22 protein-coding genes and 2 pseudogenes are annotated in these 23,563 nt (G+C 59.5%); 15 read left to right on the top strand and 9 right to left on the bottom strand.

Features of this window, described 5'->3' with window-relative positions; all coding sequences use genetic code 11:
* Positions 1-4 precede the first annotated feature (4 nt).
* Together sufB and ACRESH_RS17065 are read right to left on the bottom strand one after the other, a co-directional pair.
* Entirely contained in the window at positions 5-1,453 is a 1,449-nt protein-coding gene (gene sufB / locus ACRESH_RS17070; protein ID WP_431743085.1) for a Fe-S cluster assembly protein SufB, read from the bottom strand.
* Positions 1,454-1,655: 202 nt separating this feature from the next.
* Complete coding sequence (locus ACRESH_RS17065; protein WP_166567184.1) at positions 1,656-1,973, bottom strand: non-heme iron oxygenase ferredoxin subunit; 318 nt, start codon at positions 1,971-1,973, stop codon at positions 1,656-1,658.
* A gap of 81 nt (positions 1,974-2,054) precedes the next feature.
* Between ACRESH_RS17065 and ACRESH_RS17060 the strand changes: the two genes are divergently transcribed.
* Positions 2,055-2,294 (top strand): ArsR family transcriptional regulator, encoded by a 240-nt coding sequence (locus ACRESH_RS17060; protein WP_431743084.1) that lies wholly within the window; start codon positions 2,055-2,057, stop codon positions 2,292-2,294.
* Positions 2,295-2,532: 238 nt separating this feature from the next.
* On the top strand, positions 2,533-2,982 hold the full coding sequence (locus ACRESH_RS17055) for a VOC family protein (RefSeq protein ID WP_258443142.1): 450 nt from the start codon (positions 2,533-2,535) through the stop codon (positions 2,980-2,982).
* 326 nt (positions 2,983-3,308) lie between these two features.
* On the opposite strand, the gene ACRESH_RS17050 is transcribed toward ACRESH_RS17055, so the two are convergent.
* Positions 3,309-3,962, bottom strand: coding sequence for a hypothetical protein (locus ACRESH_RS17050; protein ID WP_431743083.1), 654 nt, complete (start codon positions 3,960-3,962; stop codon positions 3,309-3,311).
* Positions 3,963-4,434: 472 nt separating this feature from the next.
* Here ACRESH_RS17050 and ACRESH_RS17045 point away from each other — a divergent pair, with 472 nt between their 5' ends.
* The 4 genes and pseudogenes from ACRESH_RS17045 (at position 4,435) to ACRESH_RS17030 (ending at position 8,174) form a co-directional block, all read left to right on the top strand.
* The gene (locus tag ACRESH_RS17045) at positions 4,435-5,949 is read left to right on the top strand and encodes an FAD-dependent oxidoreductase (protein ID WP_431743082.1); all 1,515 of its coding nucleotides are present in this window, start codon (positions 4,435-4,437) and stop codon (positions 5,947-5,949) included.
* Positions 5,950-5,990: 41 nt separating this feature from the next.
* A complete protein-coding gene (locus ACRESH_RS17040; RefSeq protein WP_431743081.1) occupies positions 5,991-6,278 on the top strand; it encodes a patatin-like phospholipase family protein in 288 nt (95 codons plus the stop codon).
* Between the two features lie 312 nt (positions 6,279-6,590).
* Positions 6,591-7,316: pseudogene (locus tag ACRESH_RS17035) on the top strand (HAMP domain-containing protein); the annotation flags it as partial.
* Positions 7,311-8,174, top strand: a complete 864-nt coding sequence (locus tag ACRESH_RS17030; protein WP_431743105.1) for a methyl-accepting chemotaxis protein — start codon at positions 7,311-7,313, stop codon at positions 8,172-8,174. The pseudogene ACRESH_RS17035 and the gene ACRESH_RS17030, both read left to right, overlap by 6 nt.
* Positions 8,175-8,296: 122 nt before the next feature.
* Here ACRESH_RS17030 and ACRESH_RS17025 read toward each other — a convergent pair whose 3' ends face one another.
* Complete coding sequence (locus ACRESH_RS17025; RefSeq protein ID WP_431743080.1) at positions 8,297-8,944, bottom strand: nucleotidyltransferase family protein; 648 nt, start codon at positions 8,942-8,944, stop codon at positions 8,297-8,299.
* A 431-nt stretch (positions 8,945-9,375) separates the two neighbouring features.
* Positions 9,376-9,762, bottom strand: coding sequence for a hypothetical protein (locus ACRESH_RS17020; RefSeq protein WP_431743079.1), 387 nt, complete (start codon positions 9,760-9,762; stop codon positions 9,376-9,378).
* Positions 9,763-10,019: 257 nt separating this feature from the next.
* Between ACRESH_RS17020 and ACRESH_RS17015 the strand changes: the two genes are divergently transcribed.
* The 5 genes and pseudogenes from ACRESH_RS17015 (at position 10,020) to tnpC (ending at position 17,062) form a co-directional block, all read left to right on the top strand.
* Positions 10,020-12,851, top strand: a complete 2,832-nt coding sequence (locus ACRESH_RS17015; protein WP_431743078.1) for a xanthine dehydrogenase family protein molybdopterin-binding subunit — start codon at positions 10,020-10,022, stop codon at positions 12,849-12,851.
* On the top strand, positions 12,844-13,383 hold the full coding sequence (locus ACRESH_RS17010) for a (2Fe-2S)-binding protein (protein WP_431743077.1): 540 nt from the start codon (positions 12,844-12,846) through the stop codon (positions 13,381-13,383). Before ACRESH_RS17015 ends, ACRESH_RS17010 begins: the two co-directional genes overlap by 8 nt.
* 2 nt (positions 13,384-13,385) lie before the next feature.
* Positions 13,386-13,532: pseudogene (locus tag ACRESH_RS17005) on the top strand (cytochrome c); the annotation flags it as partial.
* Positions 13,533-13,682: 150 nt separating this feature from the next.
* Positions 13,683-16,700 carry a Tn3 family transposase gene (locus tag ACRESH_RS17000; protein ID WP_431743076.1) on the top strand — a complete coding sequence of 1,006 codons (3,018 nt, stop codon included), beginning with the start codon at positions 13,683-13,685 and terminating at the stop codon, positions 16,698-16,700.
* On the top strand, positions 16,700-17,062 hold the full coding sequence (tnpC, locus tag ACRESH_RS16995; RefSeq protein WP_431743075.1) for a Tn3 family transposase post-transcriptional regulator TnpC: 363 nt from the start codon (positions 16,700-16,702) through the stop codon (positions 17,060-17,062). Before ACRESH_RS17000 ends, tnpC begins: the two co-directional genes overlap by 1 nt.
* A 103-nt stretch (positions 17,063-17,165) precedes the next feature.
* Here tnpC and ACRESH_RS16990 read toward each other — a convergent pair whose 3' ends face one another.
* From ACRESH_RS16990 to ACRESH_RS16975, 4 genes are all read right to left on the bottom strand, one after another.
* A complete protein-coding gene (locus ACRESH_RS16990) occupies positions 17,166-17,435 on the bottom strand; it encodes a hypothetical protein (RefSeq protein WP_431743074.1) in 270 nt (89 codons plus the stop codon).
* Positions 17,436-17,555: 120 nt separating this feature from the next.
* Positions 17,556-17,780 (bottom strand): hypothetical protein, encoded by a 225-nt coding sequence (locus ACRESH_RS16985; protein WP_431743073.1) that lies wholly within the window; start codon positions 17,778-17,780, stop codon positions 17,556-17,558.
* 229 nt (positions 17,781-18,009) lie between these two features.
* The gene (locus ACRESH_RS16980; protein ID WP_431743072.1) at positions 18,010-18,915 is read right to left on the bottom strand and encodes a F510_1955 family glycosylhydrolase; all 906 of its coding nucleotides are present in this window, start codon (positions 18,913-18,915) and stop codon (positions 18,010-18,012) included.
* A 41-nt stretch (positions 18,916-18,956) separates the two neighbouring features.
* Positions 18,957-19,610, bottom strand: coding sequence for a peroxiredoxin (locus tag ACRESH_RS16975; protein WP_431743071.1), 654 nt, complete (start codon positions 19,608-19,610; stop codon positions 18,957-18,959).
* A 323-nt stretch (positions 19,611-19,933) separates the two neighbouring features.
* On the opposite strand from ACRESH_RS16975, the gene ACRESH_RS16970 reads away from it, so the two are divergent.
* The 4 genes from ACRESH_RS16970 (at position 19,934) to ACRESH_RS16955 (ending at position 23,540) form a co-directional block, all read left to right on the top strand.
* Positions 19,934-22,360 (top strand): heavy metal translocating P-type ATPase, encoded by a 2,427-nt coding sequence (locus ACRESH_RS16970; RefSeq protein ID WP_431743070.1) that lies wholly within the window; start codon positions 19,934-19,936, stop codon positions 22,358-22,360.
* A 29-nt stretch (positions 22,361-22,389) separates the two neighbouring features.
* The gene (locus ACRESH_RS16965; RefSeq protein WP_431743069.1) at positions 22,390-22,809 is read left to right on the top strand and encodes a MerR family transcriptional regulator; all 420 of its coding nucleotides are present in this window, start codon (positions 22,390-22,392) and stop codon (positions 22,807-22,809) included.
* Positions 22,799-23,041, top strand: a complete 243-nt coding sequence (locus ACRESH_RS16960; RefSeq protein WP_431743068.1) for a DUF2933 domain-containing protein — start codon at positions 22,799-22,801, stop codon at positions 23,039-23,041. The genes ACRESH_RS16965 and ACRESH_RS16960 overlap by 11 nt, the downstream gene beginning before the upstream one ends.
* A 157-nt stretch (positions 23,042-23,198) precedes the next feature.
* Positions 23,199-23,540, top strand: a complete 342-nt coding sequence (locus ACRESH_RS16955) for a hypothetical protein (protein ID WP_431743067.1) — start codon at positions 23,199-23,201, stop codon at positions 23,538-23,540.
* The last annotated feature ends 23 nt before the right edge of the window (positions 23,541-23,563 follow it).

Genomic DNA, 23,563 nt, shown 5'->3' with positions numbered 1-23,563 from the left:
GCTCTCAGCCGACGCAACCCTCCAGGCTCACGCCCAGCAGTTTCTGGGCTTCTACCGCGAACTCCATCGGCAGTTCCTTGAACACCTCGCGGCAGAAGCCATTGACGATCATCGGCACCGCATCTTCCTCGCGGATGCCACGCTGCCGGCAGTAGAACAGCTGTTCCTCGCTGATCTTCGAGGTGGAGGCCTCGTGCTCGACCCGAGCGCTGGGGTTCTTCACCTCGAGATAGGGGAAGGTGTGCGCGCCACACTGGCTGCCCAGCAGCAGGGAGTCGCACTGGGTATGGTTGCGGGCGCCGGCCGCCCCCTTCTGGATCTTCACCAGGCCGCGGTAAGTGTTCTGCCCATGGCCGGCGGAGATCCCCTTGGAGAGGATAGTGCTGCGCGTGTTGCGCCCGATGTGAATCATCTTGGTGCCGGTGTCCGCCTGCTGGTGGTTCGTGGTCAGGGCGACCGAGTAGAACTCGCCGACCGAGTCGTCGCCCTGGAGGATGACGCCCGGATACTTCCAGGTGATGGCCGAGCCGGTCTCGACCTGGGTCCAGGAGATCTTCGAGTTTCTGCCGGCGCACTTGCCGCGCTTGGTGACGAAGTTGTATATGCCGCCGCGCCCTTCGGCGTCGCCCGGGTACCAGTTCTGCACCGTGGCGTACTTGATCTGCGCATCATCCAGCGCGATCAGTTCGACCACCGCCGCGTGCAGCTGATTCTTGTCGCGCATCGGCGCGGTGCAGCCCTCGAGGTAGCTCACGTAGGCGTCGTCCTCGGCGACTATCAGGGTGCGCTCGAACTGGCCGGTGTCCGCGGCGTTGATGCGGAAGTAGGTCGACAGCTCCATCGGGCAGCGCACCCCCTTGGGCACGTAGCAGAAGGAGCCGTCGGAAAACACCGCCGAGTTCAGCGTGGCGAAGAAGTTGTCGCTGTAGGGGACGACCGAACCCAGGTATTTACGCACCAGATCCGGGTGATTCTGCACGGCCTCGGAGAAGGAGCAGAAGATCACGCCGACCTCGGCCAGCTTTTGCTTGAAGGTCGTCGCCACCGAGACCGAGTCGACCACGGCGTCCACCGCCACGCCGGTCAGGCGCTCCTGCTCGGCGAGCGAGATGCCGAGCTTGTCGAACATCGTGCGCAGTTCGGGGTCAACCTCGTCGAGGCTCTTGGGCCCCGGGGTTTTCGGCTTGGGCGCCGAGTAATAGATGATGTCCTGGTAGTCGATGGGGGCGTAGTGGACGTTCTGCCAGCTCGGCTCGCGCATGGTCAGCCAGTGACGGTAGGCCTTCAGGCGCCAGTCGAGCAGCCACTGCGGCTCATTCTTCTTGGCCGAGATCAGGCAGATGATGTCCTCGTTGAGCCCGCGCGGGGCGGCGTCGCTCTCCAGGTCGGAGACGAAGCCGTACTTGTACGCCCGACTGCTGAGTTCGCGGATCTTCGCATTATCAGTGCTCATCACTGCCCTCCTCGTCCCCACGACGGAGGATTCGATCGCTCATCCGTGAAGCGCAGCTCCATATTTAGCAACTATATTCTTTTTAAAGTAGAGATACTCGGAAAAATCACTGACTCGGGGCGGTCGCGCACTTGCCGGTGACGGCTCGCGGGGGAGTTGCGGGTCGCGGAGCGCGGCGCCGGGCAGCGAGACCAGCAGCGCGTCAGGCCTCCGCCGAGGGCCGCAGCAAGATGTCGTCGCCCTCCACCCGCACCTCGAACTGCTCGACCCGATAGGCCGATTCCGTCAGGCATTCGCCGTTGGTCACGTCGAACTCGTAGGCGTGCACGGGGCAGGTCACCACGCAGCCGCAGAGCGTGCCTTCGCCCAGCGGGCCGTCTTCGTGCGGGCAGCTATTGTGAATGGCGAAGTACTGGCCGGCGACGTTGAACAGCGCGACGGGCGTAGCCCCCAGGTACACGGTCTTGCCGCTACCCGGCTTGATGTCGCCCACGCGGGCGACCCTGACGAATTCACTCATGGCGCCACTCCAGGCTGCGGCCGAGGCCCCCGGCAGGGCTGCCGAGCCGCCAAACTTCACTGCTAGACCGTCGCCCCTCGAATGTCAATAATGAACTTTCCTAAGTATGGAAATGGAAGCACCGATGCGTGTGGCCAGCAAGAATGCCGAGGCGCCCGGCTCCGGTCGGGATCGGGTCCTTTTCCTGCTCAAGCGGGAGGCCCCCAGGCCACGGCGCAGGTCGCACAGCAACTAGGCGTGACGGCCATGGCCGTGCGCCAGCACCTTTCCGCCCTCTACGGCGAGGGTTTGGTCGAGTTCAGCGATGAGCAGCGCAATTAACCAAGTGCGCTGCTTGAGATCCACATGCTCCCAACGACTATTTAGCACGAAGCCCAGACGCACTATCGAGCTGCTGCGGCCTTGGCGCGGCAGGAGCCCGAGTGCCGCTTTCTACTGCGCCGGTTGGCCAAAGTGGGGGTTGAGAAATTTTTGTTGCGGCTGTCGAAAGGCGGCGAAGCCGTTCGACTAAATGATGCCGACACATCGAGTCCATCCACGTTGGCAACAGGAGCCCACCATGAGCACCACTCTTACTCCCTACCTCAGCTTCAACGGCAACACTCGCGAGGCCTTTGCATTCTACGAAAAGGCGCTCGGCGCGAAGATCGAAACCATGATGAGCTACGCCGACATGCCTGCGTCCGCCAACCCTGGCGAAGGCTGTGATAGCGGCAGCGCACCCAGTGGGGACGGCATCATGCACGGCTGCCTGGCGCTGCCCGGTGGCGCGATGCTGTTTGCCGGCGACACCCCGCCCGGCATGCCATACGAAGGCGTCAAGGGCGTGATGCTCGCGCTCCAGTACGACACGATCGACAAGGCCCACAGCACGTTCCACGCGCTGTCGCAAGGTGGCCAGGTGACGATGCCGCTGGCACCCGCGTTCTGGGCCAAGACCTTCGGCATGCTGACCGACCGCTTCGGCGTGAGCTGGGCCGTCAACGGTGAACCGATCGCGTTCAAGTAATTCCGTCGAACCAGGAGTAAGACATGCGCAGGCCAACGAATGGTTGATGCGTTACCTGGTGCACAGACTTTGCCGTAGAGCGCAACATGGTCTTGCATAGGACTGAAGCTCGCCTACACCCCGTGCTAAATCAGGGTATGGCTTTCACATTCGCAGGTCAAAAAATACCCCTCAGAGAGGGGTAGTGGAGTATCAGCCTGTGTCGCTCTGTCAAAACATACGTGATATTAACTAGCCGCCATGTTCTGTAAGTAGCCGATTTGCCTAGACCGGTGCATGCGATGACCCGCACCGCGCCGGATGGCATACCGCCGATCATCGGTCTCTTAATCGGCAGCAAAGCAATACAGTAATCCCGCACCGCCCGAGGCGGCCAAGGTTTCACTGCTGCAGCCGCGCGAGGGGTGCGAGGCGTTCCATGAGCGCGCCGGCGCATCGTCGCTGAGCCCCTTGCGATCATGATGGCCGACCATCGCCGCGCCTTCGCTACTTTGCGTCCAGTTGCCGCAGGTACGGTCATCGCTACCGACGAATGCCGTTCCATCGGCCTGCGAGCCGGTGAGGATATCGTGCGTGTTGGGCGTGTCACCGCGCCCCTTCACCTGGCGGCCATGCTCGTCCAACGCGGTGTCTTTATTCAGGTTGTTGCTGTCACTGTGCAGCTGCGCGACGTCGCTGGCGATGACCACGCCCTTGGCGTTCTGCCAGGGCCCCTTGCCAATACGGTCGCGAGCGTTGACCGCGGCTTCGCTGCCGGTGGCGCTGGTGCTGAGGTAGGCGCGCCAGTCGTGCTGACTCGCCCCTGCGGTGCTGGCCAGCGTCTGGCAATGCTGGTCGGCACCGGCCAGACCTCCCAGGTCGGCACCCTTGCCCATGCCGACGCTGGTGACGAAGAAAGTCATATCGGCCTGTGCGGCGACACTGCAGCTCAGGGCCAGAGCGGCCATGGCCCCACGCGGGTTGAGAGGGATCGGGAACATGGGCTTTCTCCTATCGATAGGTGCACCGTCCGTAGGCGGTGGAGAGATGGTTCGTTCAGCCTAGCCTAGTGAAGGCGTCGCTGGTCCATGGGAGACTGACTCGCTTCGCGTCCTTGTGTTGCGTGGGTGGTCACATAGACCCGTTGCTCTTCGAACAGAGGTTCAACCACCAGCCCTGGTCGGTAGAGCCCGAAATGTCCACCGATGGTCACAGACGCCCGAAAGCCCTGGCCACGCCGATATCGTGACGGGCCCGCCCGATGACTGCTTTACTAAGTTGAAGCCTGGGCTTCCAGGCAATAGGTAAGGCAACATCTTGATGCATCCTGCTTTCGTGGACGCAGTCGAGCAGCTGCATGGGGTGCCCGCAGCGCCCGACGGCAACCTGCCCTTGCCGGCTGGACCCTGGTCGTGCGGTCCGTGCAAGACGATTGCAAGGCAAGCGGATTACCCACAGTGAAGGAGTCGCGCCATGGCTCAAACCGAAACCCCCTCCTCCACCCCCGATCTGGCCAAAGGCGTGCCCTTGGCGAGTGTGCCGTCCGCCGGTGTGCTCCCCGGCCATGTTGATGGAAGCCCCGTCCTGCTAGTGCGACTGGATGATGGCCTCCATGCGGTCAGTGGGACCTGTACCCACTACGGTGCACCACTGGCCAATGGCCTGGTGGTCAATGACGAAATCCGCTGCCCCTGGCACCATGCGTGTTTCAGCCTGCGCACCGGCGCCGCGCTGCGAGCGCCTGCGTTCGCAGCGCTGGCGACCTGGCGTGTGGAGATCGTTGGCGAGACCGTGTTCGTGCATGCCGGGGAGACCACCACGGGGCCGTTGCGGCCGCAGGGGCCACACCGCCAGCGGGAACGCATCGTGATCATCGGTGGCGGCGCCACGGGGTTCGCCGCGGCCGAACGGCTGCGCGAGCTGGGCTATACCGGCGCCTTGTCGATGCTCAGCGCCGATGCTTCGGCACCCTACGACCGGCCCAATCTGTCCAAGGATTACCTGGCCGGCACCGCACCGGAAGACTGGATTCCCCTGCAAGGCCCGGCGTTCTACGCCGATCGCCAGATCGACCTGCGCCTGGGCTGCGACGTCACCGCGATCGATACCGACGCAAGGCAGGTGCTGACCGGATCAGGCGAGCGGCTGGCCTATGACATCTTGCTCATCGCCACCGGCGCGGAACCGCGGCGCCTGCCCACACCGGGGTTCGACCGGCGCAACGTATTCATGCTCCGCTCGCTGGCTGATGCCCGGGCCATTGTCGAGGCGAGCAAGCGCGCGGCTTCGGTGGCCCTGATCGGCGCCGGCTTCATCGCCATGGAGGCAGCGGCGGCCCTGCGTGCGCGCGGGCTCAGAGTGCATGTGGTAGCACCCGAGGAGGTGCCGATGGAGCGTGTGCTCGGCGGCGACCTGGGCGGTTTCATCGCCGGCCTGCACCAGGAACAGGGGGTGGAGTTCCACCTTCGGTCGGTGGCCAAAGACTTCGATGGCAAGGTGCTCACACTCGGAGACGGCACCCGGATTGCCGCGGACCTGCTGATCGTGGGCGCCGGTGTCGCGCCGCGAACGGAACTCGCAGCCGCGGCCGGATTGGCGGTACAAGACGGCATCTTGGTCGATCCCTACCTGCAGACCTCGGTCGCCGGCCACTTCGCTGCCGGCGATGTGGCGCGCTATCAGTACGGCGCGGACCTGATTCGTGTCGAGCACTGGGTACATGCGCAGCGGCAGGGTCAGGCTGCCGCGGCCAATATGCTGGGCGCCGGGCAGGCGTTCACGGATGTGCCGTTCTTTTGGACCCACCACTACGGCGTGGATCTTCGCTACACCGGCTACGCGGGCGGTTGGGACGAAGTCCGGATCGACGGCACGTTGTCGAAACAGGACTTCACGGCGCGGTTCTTTCGCGCGGGGATACTCGTCGCGGCGGCATCGGTCGGGCGTGATCTGGACAACCTGTCCATCGAGGCGACGTTGCAGGGTTGACCGCGTCCCCTCGGGGGCGGATGAGTCTTGGGACGGTTTACATGAATCAGCATAAAGCCCGAAAGACCGCGTTCGTGCTGGCCGGCGGTGGCAGCCTCGGTGCCGTGCAGGTCGGCATGCTCAAGGCGCTGAACCGCGCGCGCATCACCCCCGATTTTGTCGTCGGCGCCTCGATGGGGCGATCAACGGTGCCTACTATGCCGCTGCCCCCGACGAAACCGGCATCGCCCGCCTCGAGCGCATCTGGCTGGGGTTGCGCCGCCCGGATATCTTCCCGTTCTCAGCGTTCGGCACCGTCCTGTGCCTGCTCGGCCGGCGCGACCACCTAGCGCTGCCCCGCCGCTTGCACGCGCTCATCGAGTCGCAGCTTCCCTACCGGCGCCTGGAAGATGCCGCAGACACCATGTGGGGCCAGGTGATCTTGCGGTAGGCCAGGCTGACCTTGATCAGTGATCGTTCCCACCCCTCATCGTATGCAGGAGGTCGAAAAACAGAACTGTGTGGAAAAACCTTAAGTAACAGGCTGGAGCCGCCGATAACTCTTGGAGTTAAGCAACCCGCAGCTAGCTTTACCCAGCTGACCTCGCATATGCCAATAGGGGAATCACAGGGTGTCGATAAAACTACGCTTACTTGTGTTGATGGCTACAGGCCTGATTACCGCCTTGATCATGAGTCTGGTCGGTTACCTGGGGAGTGCCCGGATGGCCGAAGCGATAAATGACAATGAGGTCAGTATGACCGCACTGCGCAATCACCTTGAAGCCGACATGATGCACGACGCGCTTCGCGCCGACGTGCTATCGGCAATGCTGGTAGGGGTGGGCAAAAGCACCAGCGGTCAAGCAGAGGTGCGCGGCTCCATCGATGAACATGCGGCGCACTTTCGTGAGGTGCTCGGCGACAACCTCAAGCTGCCGGTCAACGACACCATCAAAGCGGCTCTGCATAACGTCAGGCCCAGCCTCGACACGTATATCAGTGGGGCCGAACGCATCGTCGGGCTGGCTCTCGACGACCCGGATGCCGCTCAGCTGGAACTGAACACTTTCAACAACACGTTCATCCAGTTGGAAGGCGAGATGGCCGCTCTCAGCGAGCTGATCGAAACCAACACCCAACTGACCAGCAAAGGCACACAGAGAGCTATCAGCAACGCCAACTTCACCCTCGGCTGCGTGCTCATCACCAGTTTGCTATTGCTACTTGCCCAGGGACAATGGGTTATTCGCAGCATCATGGGCCCGTTGCGGTCTGCAAGTCGGATTGCCGACAGCATTGCTCATGGCAACTTGAGCCAGCCGATAGTCGAGCCCAGGCAACGGGACGAAGCCAGCACCCTGATTCGCAGCCTGGCGACCATGCAGCGTGACCTTCGCGGCATGATCGAGGTGGTTCGCAGCAACGCCCATGGCGTGAGTGACATGAGCCAGCAATTGAGCAGCGGCTGCCATTTGGTGGCCGGCAGCAGTCAGCAGCAAAGCGAAGCGGCCAGCACCATGGCCGCTGCGGCCAGCGAAATGACCGTGAGCATCGAGGAAATCACGGGGCATGCCGAGCGTGCACGGAATATGGCCAACCAGGCCGAAGAGCTGGCGAAGGATGGCGGCCAAGTGATTCAGCAGGTAGTCAGCGATATGGACGGCATCGCTCGCTCGGCGCAGCACTCGGCACAGGTGATCCGCACACTGGACAAAGAGTCCGAGTCGATTTTTAGTATCATTCAGGTGATCAAGGGCATCGCCGACCAAACCAATCTGCTCGCGCTTAACGCCGCCATCGAGGCCGCTCGTGCCGGTGAGCAGGGGCGTGGTTTTGCCGTGGTTGCCGACGAGGTGCGGAGCCTGGCCGGACGAACCAGCGCCTCCACCCAGGAAATCGCCAGCATGGTCGCGCGTATCCAGCAAGGCACGCGCGAGGCAGTCAGTAGCATGGAGGCAGGCGTTGCGCAGGTCGACAAAGGCATGGTGGTGACCGCTGACGTCGAGCGCGCCATTCGCGAAATCCTCGAAGCCACACTGAATACGACTCAGCAGGTCAATGACATTACCCGGACTATCGCTGAGCAGAGCCTGGCCAGTAATGAAATCGCCCATCAGGTGGAAATGATTGCTGGCATGTCCGAAGGCAACAGCCGGATCATCGGCCAGACCGCGGCGACCACCGATGAACTGTCCAGCCTGGCGGGCAAGCTCTTGCAATCGGTAGATCGGTTTCGCCTCTGAAGTGAATGTGGCGATCAACAAGGACGAAGAAGCCCCCGAGTCATGAGTTTTTCGCCAAGGAGTTCGCCATGCAGTCGCTAAAGGTGATCATCGAAGGGGGCGCAGATAACAGTACGATCTGCCTACCCGTTGCTTACACGTGAGTAGTCTTCGGGGGTGTCAATGTCATCAATCACTGACGACACCCCGACATTGACCGACATCACCGCCTTGCTATATTGCCGTAATAGCGGTCGAGCGCCTTCATCGCCTGCAGACTCTCGCAGCAGGGGTAAGCAACCTGGCGCCCATAGCACGGGATTGCCGCATTTTCCACCATAACTGGCCTGGAAGCCCATAAAGCCGGGGTTCTCCTCAAAGGCGTCGATTAATTGATCGATGACACTTGCCCTGATGCTAGGCATGTCTGCCAGACAAAAGACCACCGCATCTTGATCACTGACAGCGTTCGCGCCAACCCGTACTGACGAGCCGATGCCTTCTTCGAAGGTTTCATTGAACACAAAATCGACCGGAAGATCGACCAGAGCTCGCCGAACGCTCTGCGCCTCATGCCCCAGTACCACCAAGACCCTATGACAGCGAGCCTGGAGCGCCGCACGAACGACGAACCTGATGAGCGGCTCGCCAGAGATCGGCAGGAGCAATTTGTTCTCGCGCCCCATCCGGCGACTCAAGCCCGCAGCCAGTACCACAGCAGTGACGGCGCGCCTTGCGCTTGGGATGGGTGCTCCCTCGGCCTGTTCAATGACGACGTCGGTGAACAACATTGTCTTTCTCCTGGAGGTTCCCCCGAAGCCCCGCAAGGGTCGCTGCGAGAGTCGAGCCGCCTTCGGACGGCTTGGTCGGCGCCCGTCGGCTATGGCAAAAGCAAGATTAGGGTGCTGGGTTCATGCCTGTAAAGCCTGATTTCCTGTGCCCTCCCCCCGGGAAAATACTTTGACAATCAACCCGGCATCTACAACGTTCACTTCATCAGTGTACTGATCTAATTTGGCGCATTGGCACTTGATTGATGGCACATGATGCATGTGCGGCACTCCTGCATGCGAGCACCGGTATTGAACATCAGCGCAAACAACGCATAGCCTTCCACGCGAGTGATCTGACAGCAGACATCACAGGCAATGTCCACGACCCTTTCAGCCGACGGATCGGCTGCTGGTGCAATAGGAAGCGGTCGGTGGCCTCCCCTCATTCCTCAGGATTGTAGCAAGTTGAGCAGGCGCCACTGCGCATGGCGCAGGCGCATCTCGGCCCAATACTCGCTAGCCGTCACGCCATGATTGGCACGGAACAGGCGGTCGAGCTGGCGGCGGGAGATGTCGACACCCTCGGCCAGTTGCTCGATGCAACGGTCGGATGCCATCCAGAGCCGCATCAGGGCGATCGCGCGATCGACAGGGCCCATTCCGGAGCCAGTCGCTACCCGGGATTTCAACTGGCGCTGGCTGCTGTGGGTCTCGTCCACCAGCATGTCGGCCAGCCCCTTCAGTGCGCACGTCCGCCCGCAGCCCCGCGCCAGCAGCTCCACCACCAGATCGATGGCGGCCAGGCCTCCGGCGCAGTAGCGGCGGATCCGCATCATTTCTGGTGCTTGATCAAGACGATGATGAAGTCCTGCTTGCCTGACCTGTGATCGCCTAAGCGTCAGGGCCGCCCCAACAAGTCTGAACTGCTATTACTTTGTCTTGGGCGGACAAATTCGATAAAGTTAACCTTAAGGTCAACTTTGTTCTGTCAGAATTCCACCCTTCGCAATATCTGGAAGGGCTTCCACATGGCCTAAGCTATCCAAGAACATAACGACATGGGCGCAGATCATTAGCGCTCAGAGGATTACCCATGTCCAACCGTGACATATCCCGACGCTCCTTCCTTCAGGGCGGGCTGGTTGCTGGCGTCAGCGTGACGCTGGCCCCACTCGGCAGCCGGGCTTTCGCTGCCTTGATGGAAAACAGCGTGACCGTGCCGGCCGAGCAATGGCTGGGCAGCAATGGCCAGGCGCGCATTCGCAACGATGCATTGTCCAAGGTCTGTGGCAGCAAGGTGTTTGCCCGTGACATCCGCTCCCGGGACATGCCCGGCTGGCCGCAGCAACAGGGCCATGCCATGTTGCTGAAAACCATTCGCGCCGACCGCATTTACGACGGCTACGACCTGTCCTGGCTGGGTGCCGAGTTGCAGCCTGATCGCATCGTCACCGCCGAGGATTTGCAAAAAGACGGTATCGCCTTCCCCGAAGAACACGCGCCCGACCCGCTGCTGCCTGCCGGCAAGGTGCCGATGTTCATTGGCCATCCGGTCGCGATCCTGATCTGGAACGATTTCGAGCGCTACCGCCAGGCCAAGGCCCAGCTCAAGTTCAATGACAAGGCCATCCGCTACGGCGCCACGGTGCCCTACTACGAGGGTGACCCCTATGGCAGCTTCCGCTATGTACGCGTCGGCGGCCCGACTTCGGCAGACGAAGACGAGTTCGCCAGCCTCAAGGATTCGATCCTGTTCCCAATGATCCGTGAGCGGCGCCCGGTCTGGAACTCGCAACCTGACCTGCATGGCAACCTGACCGAGCGTGGGTTGTTTTATGCTGAGCGCATGAAGCAGCAGTTGGAAACACCGCCCGAAGATTGGCTGGTGTTCGATGAACGCTATAAAACCCCTTCCATCGAACCCGCTGCGCTGGAAGCGGACAACGGCAACGGTTGGTACGATCCGGCGAGCAAGACCCTGCATTTCGTCGTGGCCACCCAATGCCCGGTAGAAGCGGCCACCGAAACGGCGAAAATGATCGCACCGTCGCGTTTCGGCCTCGGCAAGCTCAACATGCACCCGGGCTACACCGTTGGCTACGGCTCCAAGGACCACAACATCTTCGTCTACTACGCAGCCCTGGCAGCATTGTATGGCGCAGGAGTACCAGTACGCCTGGCCAATGATCGCTATGAGCAGTTCCAGAGCGGCATCAAGCGGCACCCCTTCGATATCCGTTACCAGTTGGCCGTGGACAAGAAGGATCACAGCTTCAAGATCTTCCGCGCCGAGATGAGCGTCGACGGTGGCGGCCGGATCAACTACAGCCCGTCGGTGGCGGCAGTCGGTGCCACGGCTGCGCAGTCGATCTATTACATGCCGCAGAACGATCTACAGGTCACCGCTTACCATTCACGCGGCGTCGAAGCGGGCTCCATGCGCGGTTACGGCACCCTGCAGAGCATGGCCTCCACCGAGATGATGGTGGATGAAATTGCCGGTCGCCTGGGTATCGACCCGATCGATCTGCGCAAGAAGAACGTGCTGCTCTCGGGCATGAAGAACACCCAGGGTGCAGTGCCTGCAGGCGCCCTGCGGCTGAACGAGATCCTCGAGAAGGCGGCCGCCCACGACGTCTGGAAGAACCGCGACGCACGTAAGCAGCAATTCGATGCGCAGGACCCGGACAACTGGTACGGCATTGGTTTTGCGATCTGCCAGAAAGACTTCGGTACCGGCTCCGAAGCACCGATGGCGAGTATCGAGTTCACCGCCTCTGGGCATATCACCCTGCGCCACATTGGTATCGAGATCGGCACCGGCATGTCCACCTCCCAGGCCCTGGTGGTTGCCGATTTCCTCGGCAACCCGGCCAATGAAGTGACAACCGGCGTCACCGAGTGGAACGAGCTGCAACTGACCAGCAGCGGCAACCCTTACCTCATGAGCCAGGCTGAGCAGGATGCAGCGCTGCGCAATCCGCGCTGGGTCGGCAAGATCGCTTCGGCATCATCGGCAACCAACTCGGCGTACTACTTCAGCCACGCTACCCGAGAAGCTGCGCGTGTGCTGTTCAACCACGGCTTGTGGCCGGCGGCCCTGGAAATCTGGCGGCAAGGCCCTTACGGTGGCCAGGCCAACCCCTATGTGGTGCGCCGCGAAGATGCCCACTGGGTCGATGGCAAACTCACGGCCAATGGCATGGAGCCGCTGCCGTTTGCCGTGCTGGCCAAGCGCGCCCATGAACGCGGTCTGGTGACCGGCGCCAGCGTGCACGGTTTCAACCGTTGGAGCTGGGCCGAGTCCGAGTTCAGTATCGATGGCGTGCGTGAGCGTCTGCCGCTCGATGGCCTGGCGGTCAAGTATGGCGACGGCGCACCGAACGTGAAAAAGGCGCAAATGAGCAGCGCCGGCTTCCATCTGCTTGATCGGCAAACCGTGACCTATCCGGACACGCAGTTGAACAACGCGGCGGTGACCTACTACAGCCCCGTGGCGACGTTGGTCGAGTTGCAGGTGAACAAGGGATCGGGCGAGGTGCAAGTACTCAACCATCACAGTTGGGTCGAGTGTGGCCGGGTGCTGGTGCCTGAGTTGGTCAAGGGCCAGATCGAGGGTGGCGTCGCCATGGGCATCGGCCATGCGTTGCTCGAAGAAATGCCACTGTATGAAGGCGGCCCTGGGGAAGGCGACTGGAACTTCAACCGTTACCGGTTGCCGCTCGCCAAGGATGTTGCGGTCTGGAAGCAGACGTCGGAGATCCTGCCGCCGCTGTCACCGAGCGACCCGTCCAAGGGCATCGCCGAGGTGGTGATGATCCCGGTGGTCGGTGCCATCGGCAACGCCGTGGCCCACGCAATCGGCAAGCGTATTCGCGACCTGCCTATCACTCCTGCGCGCATCAAGGAGGCCCTCAATGGCTAATCGTCCGCTGCAACTGACCCTCAATGGTCAATCCGTCGGTCCGGTGGAGGTCCCCGATGATCTGCCGATGATCGATTACCTCCACGAGTACCGTAACCTCACCGGCTCGCGCCTGGGTTGCGGCCAGGGCATCTGCCACGCCTGCGTAGTGATTGTCGACAACCCCGACGGCACCAGCGAGCAGGTACGCACCTGTATCACCGGCGCGCACTACTTCGAAGGCAAGAAGGTGCGCACGATCGAAGGCCACGCCAAAGTTGACGAGAGCGGCAAGGTCACCGAACTCAACCCGATCCAGCAGAAGTTCGTCGACCAGTTCAGCTTCCAGTGCAGCTACTGTGCGCCTGGCTTCGTCAACGCGGCCACGGTACTGGTGGAAAAGCTGCAGCGCCAGCCGATCAAGAAAAGCCAGATGGAACAGGTGATCGAAGACAGCCTTGGCCATCACATCTGCCGCTGCACCGGCTACGTGCGCTACTACACCGCCACGCGCGATGTGTTGCTCGATCTCGGCCTGGTCAAGGAGGGTTGAGCATGAAACGACTCGTTTCCCGCCTCGCCATGGCGGTGGGCATGGCCGTGCCACTGATGCTGGCCCAACAGGCCCAGGCGGCCGACCGGCAGCAGATCGAGCGGGGTGAATACCTCGCCCGCGCCGCTGACTGCATGGCCTGCCATACGGGGTTGTGCCGAGATAAAGGAAAATTAGGACATCTTCTATGTAACATATTGATATAGATAATGTTTTAGTTTTTTGTTGTGTTGCCTTCTCTCATCCTGTGTTTAGCCGTCTATGCTGAAGCTTTTGCTTTTCCTTGAGGGACGAACTCCATGGCCTCTCTGGAGCGGACAGCCTATCCGAAGCTGCCAACGAATCTGTCGTCGAAAGAACTTCATCAAAGCTACTCGCTCTCGGAATCTGAGCTCGAATGGCTCTCTAGATCGGCTAAAAGTCCTGCGCTTACCATTGGGTTAGCCGTTCTGCTGAAAGCATTCCAACAGCTTCATTACTTCCCCGCTCTCGAAGAGATTTCAGCTGAAATCGTCAATCATGTCAGGTCTTGCTTAAGTTACGGCGCGCGCATAGTTCCTCGTTATGCGAACTCCCGAACCCTGTATCGTCATCAAACAGCTATCCGCCAATATCTACAGATCACCCCGTTTTATGGTAGCGATGCCCTAAAAATCGCGAAGGAAACTGCCCACGAAACCGTAGTGGTCCTTGATCAACGTGTTGACGTTATCAATGTCTTGATTGGCGTCCTGCTTGAGCGAGGCTACGAACTACCGGCCTACTCAACGCTCAATGACGCGGCTGAAGATGCACAAGTTGCTCTCCAGGAAAAGATTTTCAATTGCGTCGTCGATAGAGCCCCGATTGATATGATCTACCGTCTAAGAGACCTTCTTGACACCGATTTTGGTCGTCGCCAAAGCGACTTCAACGTCCTGAAACAAGTCCCCAAGAAACCATCACGTAAACACTTGGAGATACTGATCGACCATTTGGACTGGTTGGAGGGGTTCGGTGATCTCGACGCCATCTTTGAGGGGATCGTGGATACCAAGATTTGGTTTTTTGCGAATCAAGCGGCAAAGTCGGATGTGTCTGAACTGAAGGATTGTTCGCTTCCAAAGCGCTACACCTTGATGCTGGCTCTGATCTACCTCATGCGTGTACGAGCACGTGATCACCTTGCTGAGATGTTCATCAAACGAATCGCTACCATTCACAAACGAGCCAAAGATGAGTTAGAGCAGATTCAGCTACGTCAGCGTAAAAAACTAGAATTGCTCGTGGCAACCTTGGATGGTGTGATTCAAATTCTCAGCCAAGAACCAAGTGATCAGGAAGCTGGCAGCTTGATTCGCGAGTATCTGTCCCCCGAGGGGAATCTTGATCAGCTTCGCGAGGCCTGCGCAGAAGTCCAGGCGACGGGAGGGAGTAACTATCTTCCACTACTCTGGAAGCACTTTAAGTCCCATCGATCATTACTGTTCCGTCTGAGCCATTTGCTGCAACTGGAGCCAACAACCCAGGACCGCTCGCTTATCGAGGCTCTGCAGATGGTCCAGGACAACGAGAACCTGCACAGGGAATGGATCGACGAGCATGTGGATTTGTCGTTCGCCTCGGATCGCTGGCTCAAAATTGTTCGGCGTTCCCCCAGCGAAGGGCCACCGACCAACCGGCGCTTCCTGGAAGTCTGCGTGTTTTCCCATCTAGCCAACGAGCTTCGCTCTGGGGATATCTGTGTTCTGGGCTCGGAGTCGTTTGCTGACTACCGCAAACAGTTACTGCCTTGGGATGAGTGTTTGGCCCGTCTGCCGGAGTACTGCGAAAAGGTCGGCCTGCCGAGTACGGCCAAAGAGTTTGTCGCCAGCTTGAAGGAACAACTTGAGAGTACTGCTCAGCAGTTGGATGACAAATTCCCCAATTGCCGCGGCGATGTGTCGATTAATGAGGCAGGAGAACCGGTGTTGCGCCGAGTGGTCGCCCGTGACATCCCGCCTTCAGCAATCTCGCTACAAACGGCGATTACGCAGCGAATGCCTGCCAGGCATGTGCTCGACATCATGGCCAACATCGAACACTGGATTCAGTTCACTCGGCATTTCGGGCCGATATCTGGTAGCGATCCCAAGCTGAAGGAGCCGGCCGAGCGCTACCTAATGACGATCTTCGCCATGGGCTGCAACCTAGGGCCGAACCAGGCCGCTCGCCATCTGGCAGGTAACGTGACCCCACACATGCTGTCCTACACCAATCGTCGGCACCTCCCGCTCGACAAGCTGGACAAGGCCAACCGGGAATTGGTCGAACTTTACCTTCAGCTCGATTTGCCCAAGCTCTGGGGCGACGGCAAGGCGGTCGCGGCCGACGGAACTCAATTCGATTTCTACGATGATAACTTACTCGCGGGCTACCACTTCCGTTATCGCAAGATGGGCGCAGTCGCCTATCGGCATGTGGCCAATAACTACATCGCGGTCTTCCAGCACTTCATCCCGCCAGGCATTTGGGAGGCCATCTATGTCATTGAGGGGCTACTGAAAGCGGATCATAGCGTTGAAGTCGATACGGTCTATTCAGACACTCAAGGCCAGTCCGCCACAGTATTTGCGTTCACCCATTTGCTGGGCATCAATCTAATGCCTCGCATCCGCAACTGGCGCAACCTGGTCATGTATCGGCCCGATCGCTCGGTCAAGTACAAGCACATCAACAGCCTCTTCACTGATACCGTCAACTGGAGCCAGATAGAGACCCATTGGCAAGATCTGATGCAGGTAGCGCTGTCGATTCAGGCCGGCAAAATATCCTCACCAATGCTGCTGCGTAAACTCGGTTCTTACAGTCGGCGCAACAAGCTCTACCATGCAGCGCAAGAGCTTGGATGTGTGATCCGGACAATTTTCCTGCTCAAATGGATTGGCAACCGTGAGTTGCGCCAAGAAGTAACCGCAAATACCAACAAGATCGAGTCCTACAACGGCTTCTCGAAGTGGCTGTCCTTCGGCGGCGATGTGATTGCAGAGAACGATCCCGATGAACAACAGAAGCGCTTGCGTTACAACGATATGATCGCTTCCTCGGTGATTCTGCAGAACACCGTCGACATGATGCGCATCCTGCAGAAGCTCTCCCGTGATGGCTGGCAGTTTACCGATGAGGACGTATCGTTTCTTAGTCCCTATCTGACCAGCAACGTCAAACGCTTTGGAGAATTCAACCTAAAACTCAAGCGCCCACCGGAACCCTGGATCAAGGATTCCATTTTCCAGCAGGCTGCGGGTTCAATTCGTGGGCAACAGGCGCCCAATAGCAAAGTTGAGGAGACGAACTGATGCACATCCCACCCGCTTCGTTTCGAGTGACACCCTATGGGGAAGTCGATGCCAAAGCACTTGATTCCCTGCGTCAGGACTATGAAACCTCTCAATTGCTTAGCGTGGTGGACCGGCTGGATGCCTGCCTTGCTGAAATCGGAGGAATCGGCAGTATTCGGGACAATTTTTTACGTCTGCACGCCATGGCATTGACGGTAATGGAAGGCTCGCCCCTAACTGTAGCTGCCAGTGATGTCGACAGCATTTGGGAAGAGGCGATGGCCCTTCAAGAGGATATTTCTGCTTTATGTTCTTGCTTGCAAGGGGGTTCTAAACACGTTGACCCCTTGGCTGCACTTGCGCCTGACTATCAGGACTAGACCATCAACATGGGCGAGGCCGTGCGGAGGCGCTCCCGTCAGCGGCAGCGCACGCGAAAACAAACTATTAATAGCCGTGCCCAAGGGGGGCGTTAATTGGATGCTAGGCAAGAACCGTTCCTTGCAGGGCCTCAATCGCGTCCGCCACCTCATCAAGCACTACTTCTGGCGCTATGCGGCCCCAGGCGCCGATCACGTCGGCAAGACATATTGGTAGGGTCGCCACCAGGAATACAGGGCGATTGCCGCGATCATTGAACGTCCTCTCAGCCGCGGACTCCAGCTGAATTCGCTCCGCGACATTCAACACGGAATAGTCTGGTAGAGCCGCAAGCACGCTCTTTGCGTGAGCGGTCAAAAGTTGTCCGGACATAGGTGCTCCTTGAGGCTGCAAATTGTGTGAACAGTGCGTCGGACGACCGGGGCTGCCTCATAAAACGAAAGAGCCCGTGTCAAGGCCAGTTTCTCCGCACGAGGCTGTCACCGAACTGGATCAATACCCGATATCGAAGCCCGCATCAACCAAGTAAAAGGCATGAGATTCGCTGACGACGGGGGCGGCACTGCCGACGCCACGTATGACCGATTTAATCTGCACTGCGGCAAGATCCAGCGACGATTGATCGGCATCATATACCGCACGCACCTGTTCATCGCGAGCGGAACGCTTCATTCTCATGATGTTCTCAAAGCTGCTTTGAGAGGCTTGCCGGTTCATTTGTATCATCACGATCGCGCCTGCAGAACTCTGCCAACAATTTGCTTCAAGCCAAGCACGTCGTATCACGTGACATCACAGGGCTTTAGTAAGCCCCCCCGGGGGGCAACACGCTGTTGACAAACGAGCTATGCCTACAAAACAGTAAAGTAACAGCAACAAGGATGCTTGGCTCAACGCTCACAAACTGAATTTTGGCCTATCCGTTTGGTGCGCGCAGTCTGAGGAATTATTCCAACGTTTGCCCCGCCTGTGCGATCGCTTTCCAAGTCTTGCCTTCGTCTTGCGACAGATAGACGTCACGCTTGATAGTCGCCATCGCCCACTCCTGAGCATTAACCGGATTCTGTGCCAGGTAAGCGACGGCATCCTGATTGAGTGGAGGCAAACCGAGGGAGCTGATCTCGTGGCTCTTCAGGTCCAGGGACGAGAGCTGCACGACCTTGTCATAGCTACCGAACCATAAGCTCTTTCCGTCGATGCTGAAGCTGACGCTGAGCACCTGAACCTTCTGGAGAACTGGCTGGAAGTGCTCGCCGGCATCGCTTGATAAGAACAAGCCGCTTTCAGTCGCCACTGCTACGATTTTGCTATCGATGGGGTGCACCGCCAAGGCGCTCGGTGCTGCCCCCATTCCCTGCGCCGATGCATGCTGCCAGGTGGCTCCGTCGTTCAGGCTGTAGTACAAGCTAGCAGAGGTCATTTTCGAGTTCGGGTGCGTGTTGTAAACGTATAGAGCCCCGCTCTCGAATCCACTGGCTAACAGATGAAAGTCCGACTCTCCTTGAAATCCAAGCTGCTGCCAGGTACTTCCGCCGTCACTGCTCTTGATTAGCCCGAGAGGGTTGACCAGGCCACTGCCACTGGCGGGATGGCCGCTGCTATAGATCGCCTGACGGCCGGCAGAAAAGCCCATGTAGTCGTGTTCAGGCCCAGGTGCCTTGCTCCAGTGTCCATCACGGTATAGGGCCAGTCCGTCATGGCTGGGGATGGAAAGCTGTTGCCCATCCTGGCTGAAAGCGAGCCCGTGGACATGCTTCAAGGTGACCGTCGTCGCGGCGCCGGCAGTCAGGTGGGTGAGCCCAATCAACACGCCAATCGATATCGTCCGGCGTAGAGTCGTTCCCAGATACATAATCCATTCTCCAATCGTGATTGAGCCCTTGCTGGTTGTTGTTACTTCGGCTGCGCCACGGTGCGCAGATAGGGCTTCAACGTTTTAAAGCCCTGCGGGTATTTCTTCCTGGCCTCCTCGTCGGACACCGAAGTGGGAATGATAACGTCCTCACCCGGCCGCCAGTTCACCGGGGTGGCGACTGTGTGTTTGGCGTTTAATTGCAGCGAATCAAGCAGGCGCAACACTTCGTCGAAGTTGCGCCCGGCACTCATCGGGTAGATCAGCATCGCCTTGACCTTCTTGTCCGGACCGACGATGAACACCGAACGCACCGTGGCGTTGTCCACCGCAGTGCGTGAGCCGCCACTGGCATTCGGGTGAATCATGTCATAGAGCTTCGCCACGACCAGGTTCTCGTCGCCGATCATGGGGTAGTTGACCGCATGACCCTGTGTTTCATTGATGTCGCCGACCCAGGCCCGGTGGTCACTGACCGGGTCAATGCTGAGCCCGACTATCTTGGTATTGCGTTTGTCGAACTCCGGCTTGAGCTTGGCCATATAACCGAGTTCAGTGGTACAGACGGGAGTGAAATCCTTCGGATGCGAGAACAGGATGGCCCATTTGTCGCCAATCCACTCGTGGAAATGGAGAGGGCCTTCGGTGGTTTCGACGGCGAAATCCGGTGCTTCGTCACCAATGCGGATTGCCATGTTCGGTCTCCTTGCAGTGACTGAGAGGGTAGCTGTCAGCACGCTGACTGCTGTTGCGACGGCGTTCGAATGTCTGCATTGAACCTGTCGGCGCGAATCAGTATAGGAGACGCACCAAGACAAGGAGGAAACCAACGCGTTAACTCTGTAAGCCATTGAATTATTGTATTTTTATGCGTCATAAGCATTGAGGTTGGTACTCAGCCGACAGACTAGCCTCAATCCTCTTTTCGCGGACTCGCCCAGCTATCGCGTTGCTGCTTGACTTTGCCGCAATGGCAAGGTCCAACCTTACGGTAGAGAGGTTCTTCAGGAGGTTGGTGATGGCCAGCCTATTCCCCCATACCGCTACTGCCACGTCCATTCCTGTCCAGCAATGGATGCTCGGCGTAGCAGGCATGACCTGTGCTTCCTGCGTAGCACGTGTCGAGAAAGCATTAACCCAAGTGCCTGGTGTTTCTGCTGTCAGTGTCAACTTGGTCAGCGAAACGGCAACCGTCGAAGCTGATGTCAACACAGCACTGACGCCCCTGCTCCAGGCCGTAGCAAACGCGGGCTACCGTGTGAAAGAAGACGAACTGGTCTTGGCCATCGGCGGCATGACTTGTGCCTCGTGCGTCGGGCGCGTCGAAAAGGCCCTGCTGAAAGTACCGGGCGTACAGTCAGCAGCGGTGAATCTGGCCAGTGAGGTCGCCCGGGTTCGGACCGTGTCCGGCGTAGTATCGCTGTCGGTGTTGATGCAAGCGGTAGCAGCTGCCGGCTACGAGGCCAGCGTTCCGGCTGCCGAGGTGTCCACTGGTACGCCGCTTCACCGTGACGGGTGGCCGGTGGTTGCAGCCGCCGTGCTGTCCTTGCCGTTGGTGATACAGATGCTCGCCGCATTGATGGGCGCACGGTGGAGCCTGCCAGGCTGGGTGCAGCTGTTATTAGCCACGCCTGTTCAGTTCTGGCTGGGTGCGCGTTTCTATCGGGCGGGCTGGAGAGCATTGCGCGTAGGCAGCGGCAATATGGACCTGTTGGTGGCGCTCGGTACCAGCGCGAGCTACGGGCTGTCGGTCTATCTTCTGGCGACGCATTCCGGCCTCGGCGTCCCGCACCTCTATTTCGAGGCTTCTGCGGTAGTGATTACCCTGGTCTTGCTCGGCAAGTGGCTGGAAGCTAGAGCCAAGCACCACACGGCGGACGCTATCCGTGCGCTACAGGCGCTACGGCCGGACATCGCCCGCGTGCGACGCGACGGGATGGAGTACAAGGTTTCAGCCAGCGCACTGATCGTCGGAGACCTGGTGGTAGTGCGGCCGGGTGAGCAGGTGCCGGCGGACGGCGTAGTGCACGAAGGGCGAAGCCATCTCGACGAGTCACTGCTGACCGGTGAGAGCCTGCCAGTGGCGAAAGGTGCAGGCGACTCGGTGACCGGTGGCGCAATCAATGGCGAAGGTCTGCTACTGATCATGACCTCAGCGATCGGTGCGGAAAGCACTCTGGGCCGGATCATTCGCTTGGTCGAAAACGCCCAGGTGACCAAGGCACCGATCCAGCGTTTGGTCGATCGGATCAGTGCCGTCTTCGTACCGGTGGTGCTGGTGGTCGCGGCCATGACCTTGCTGATTGGTTGGTGGCTGACCGGCGAGGTGGCCGGTCCGCTGATTAACGCGGTGGCGGTGTTGGTGATCGCATGCCCTTGTGCGTTGGGCCTCGCCACACCGACCGTGATCATGACGGGTACTGGGGTCGGCGCGCGCCACGGCATTCTGATCAAAGATGCGCAAGCCTTGGAAATTGCGCATCGGGTGAGCGTGGTGGTCTTTGACAAGACCGGTACGCTGACACTGGGCAAACCCCAGGTAACGGCGCTGGAAGCGAAGGATGGCAACAGTGTGCGCTTGCTGCAGCTAGCGGCGTCAGCTCAGACCGGTAGCGAGCACCCTCTGGCTCAGGCATTGCAGGGCAGAGCCCAGCAAGAAAGTGTGACGCTATTACCGGCCTCCAGGGTCACGGCCTTGCCGGGGCGAGGTTTGGCGGCCTCAGTGGCAGGCTGCGATCTGCGTCTGGGTAGCTCGCGTTTGATGCGGGAGATGGGTGTGGACCTGTCGCCGCTGGCGGTTCGTGCAGCGGCATTGGCCGAGGCCGGTAACACCGTGTCCTGGCTTGCCGAGCTATCCAAAGCGCCACAGTTGTTGGGCCTGATTGCCTTCGGTGATGTGCTGAAGCCCTCCGCAAGGTTAGCCGTGGCCCGGTTGAAAGCGCTGGGTATCCGAACTGTGATGATAACCGGCGACAACTTTGGAGCCGCTACCGACGTGGCCAGGCTGCTCGGCCTCGACGAGGTGCGCGCTGAGGTTCTCCCCGGCGACAAAGCGGCGGCGGTACTGGCACTGAAGGTCGACGGCGCGGTCGTGGCAATGGTTGGCGACGGCATCAACGACGCGCCGGCACTGGCGGCGGCCGATGTCGGTATCGCGATGTCGACTGGCACCGACGTGGCGATGCATACCGCGGGTATCACCCTGATGCGCGGCGACCCGGCGCTGGTGGCGGATGCTTTGCTGCTGTCCCGTCACACCTATGGGCGGATTTTGAAGAGTCTGTTCTGGGCCTTCGTCTACAACCTGATCGGTATTCCGCTGGCGGCGCTGGGCCTGTTAAGTCCGGTGGTGGCTGGCGCGGCAATGGCGCTGTCCAGCGTCTCAGTGGTGACTTACGCCTTGCTGCTGAAGCGATGGCAGCCGGCACAACGAGAAGGGAGCTGATTCGGTGGCTCAGCGAACAGGAGGATCTAATGAACATTGGTGAGGTGGCAAGTGTCAGCGGCTTGTCCACTCGAATGATCCGCTACTACGAACGCATTGACCTGATCCCGCCGTCACAGCGCACGTTGTCTGGTTATCGCGTTTACTGCGAACGCGATGTACACATTTTACGTTTCATCCACCATGCACGAGATCAGGGAATGCCGATCGAACGGGTTCGTGCCATGTTGGCGTTATGGCGGGACCGCAATCGTCCTGATGACGAGGTTCAGGCCATTGCCCTGAGCAACATCGACGCGCTGAATGCGCGTATTACCACGCTTCAGATCATGCGCGAGGTCCTGTCGTATCTGGCCGAGCATTGTGATGACGCTGAGCTACCACCTGGGCCGGTTCTGGATGACCTACCTCCTACGACCTGCCCAAAAGGAGAGCATCATGACTCGTAATAAACCCTCAATGGTCCAGCTGGGTGTCGGCGCGGCCATTATCCTGGCAGTTGCCTATCTCTTGTTTCCAACTTTTCAAGCCTGGATCGTGGCAAACGCGCTGATCTTTCTGGTGTTGCTGTGCCCGCTAATGATGGTGTTTTGTATGCGTGGCATGCACAAAGATGCATCGACTACAGATGACACGCAGAAGGTCAAACCAACCAAACGAGATCCGGACGATAGGCCGTAAGTGGTAACCACTTCCCACGCTCAGGGAGTTGGGCTTGGTTGTTCAGCGAGTCCTTGTACCCGAGGAAGTGCTTATTGCCCCTCAAAATCTAGCCAATGAGCTCTTTCTGACTGATTTGTAATTGTCCGGTTCGTTAGCAACGACTAGACTCCCCCGCATGAAACGCTACCTGCGGTGTTGTCTCATTTTCCTGATTAGCCTGGCGCTTCCCCTCAGCGGGATGGCGGGGACTCAGGCACCGACAGAGCCTTGCCCAATGAAAATGGCGGGGATGGCGATGATGGACGACATGGGCATGGACTGCTGTAACGATATGAAAAGTCCCTCCGAACACGGCAAACCTTGCAAGCCAGGCCAGGAATGCAAGACCGGCGGTATGCTGCAAATCTCGATCATCAAGCCTCCGGTTACCTTATCCAGCCCCGTAGTGCTTTCCCTCTTCAGCGACTTCCTACCCCTTCAAACCCCGTCCGGGGTATGGCGACCGCCCCGCGCCTGATTCCTGTACCACACTGAGTCTCA

Origin of the sequence: Pseudomonas sp. (genome assembly GCF_050739775.1) — a bacterium.
Lineage (GTDB): Bacteria > Pseudomonadota > Gammaproteobacteria > Pseudomonadales > Pseudomonadaceae > Aquipseudomonas.
Note: the sequence above shows the minus strand (reverse complement) of the source record. Positions and strands in the feature narration are given on the sequence as shown.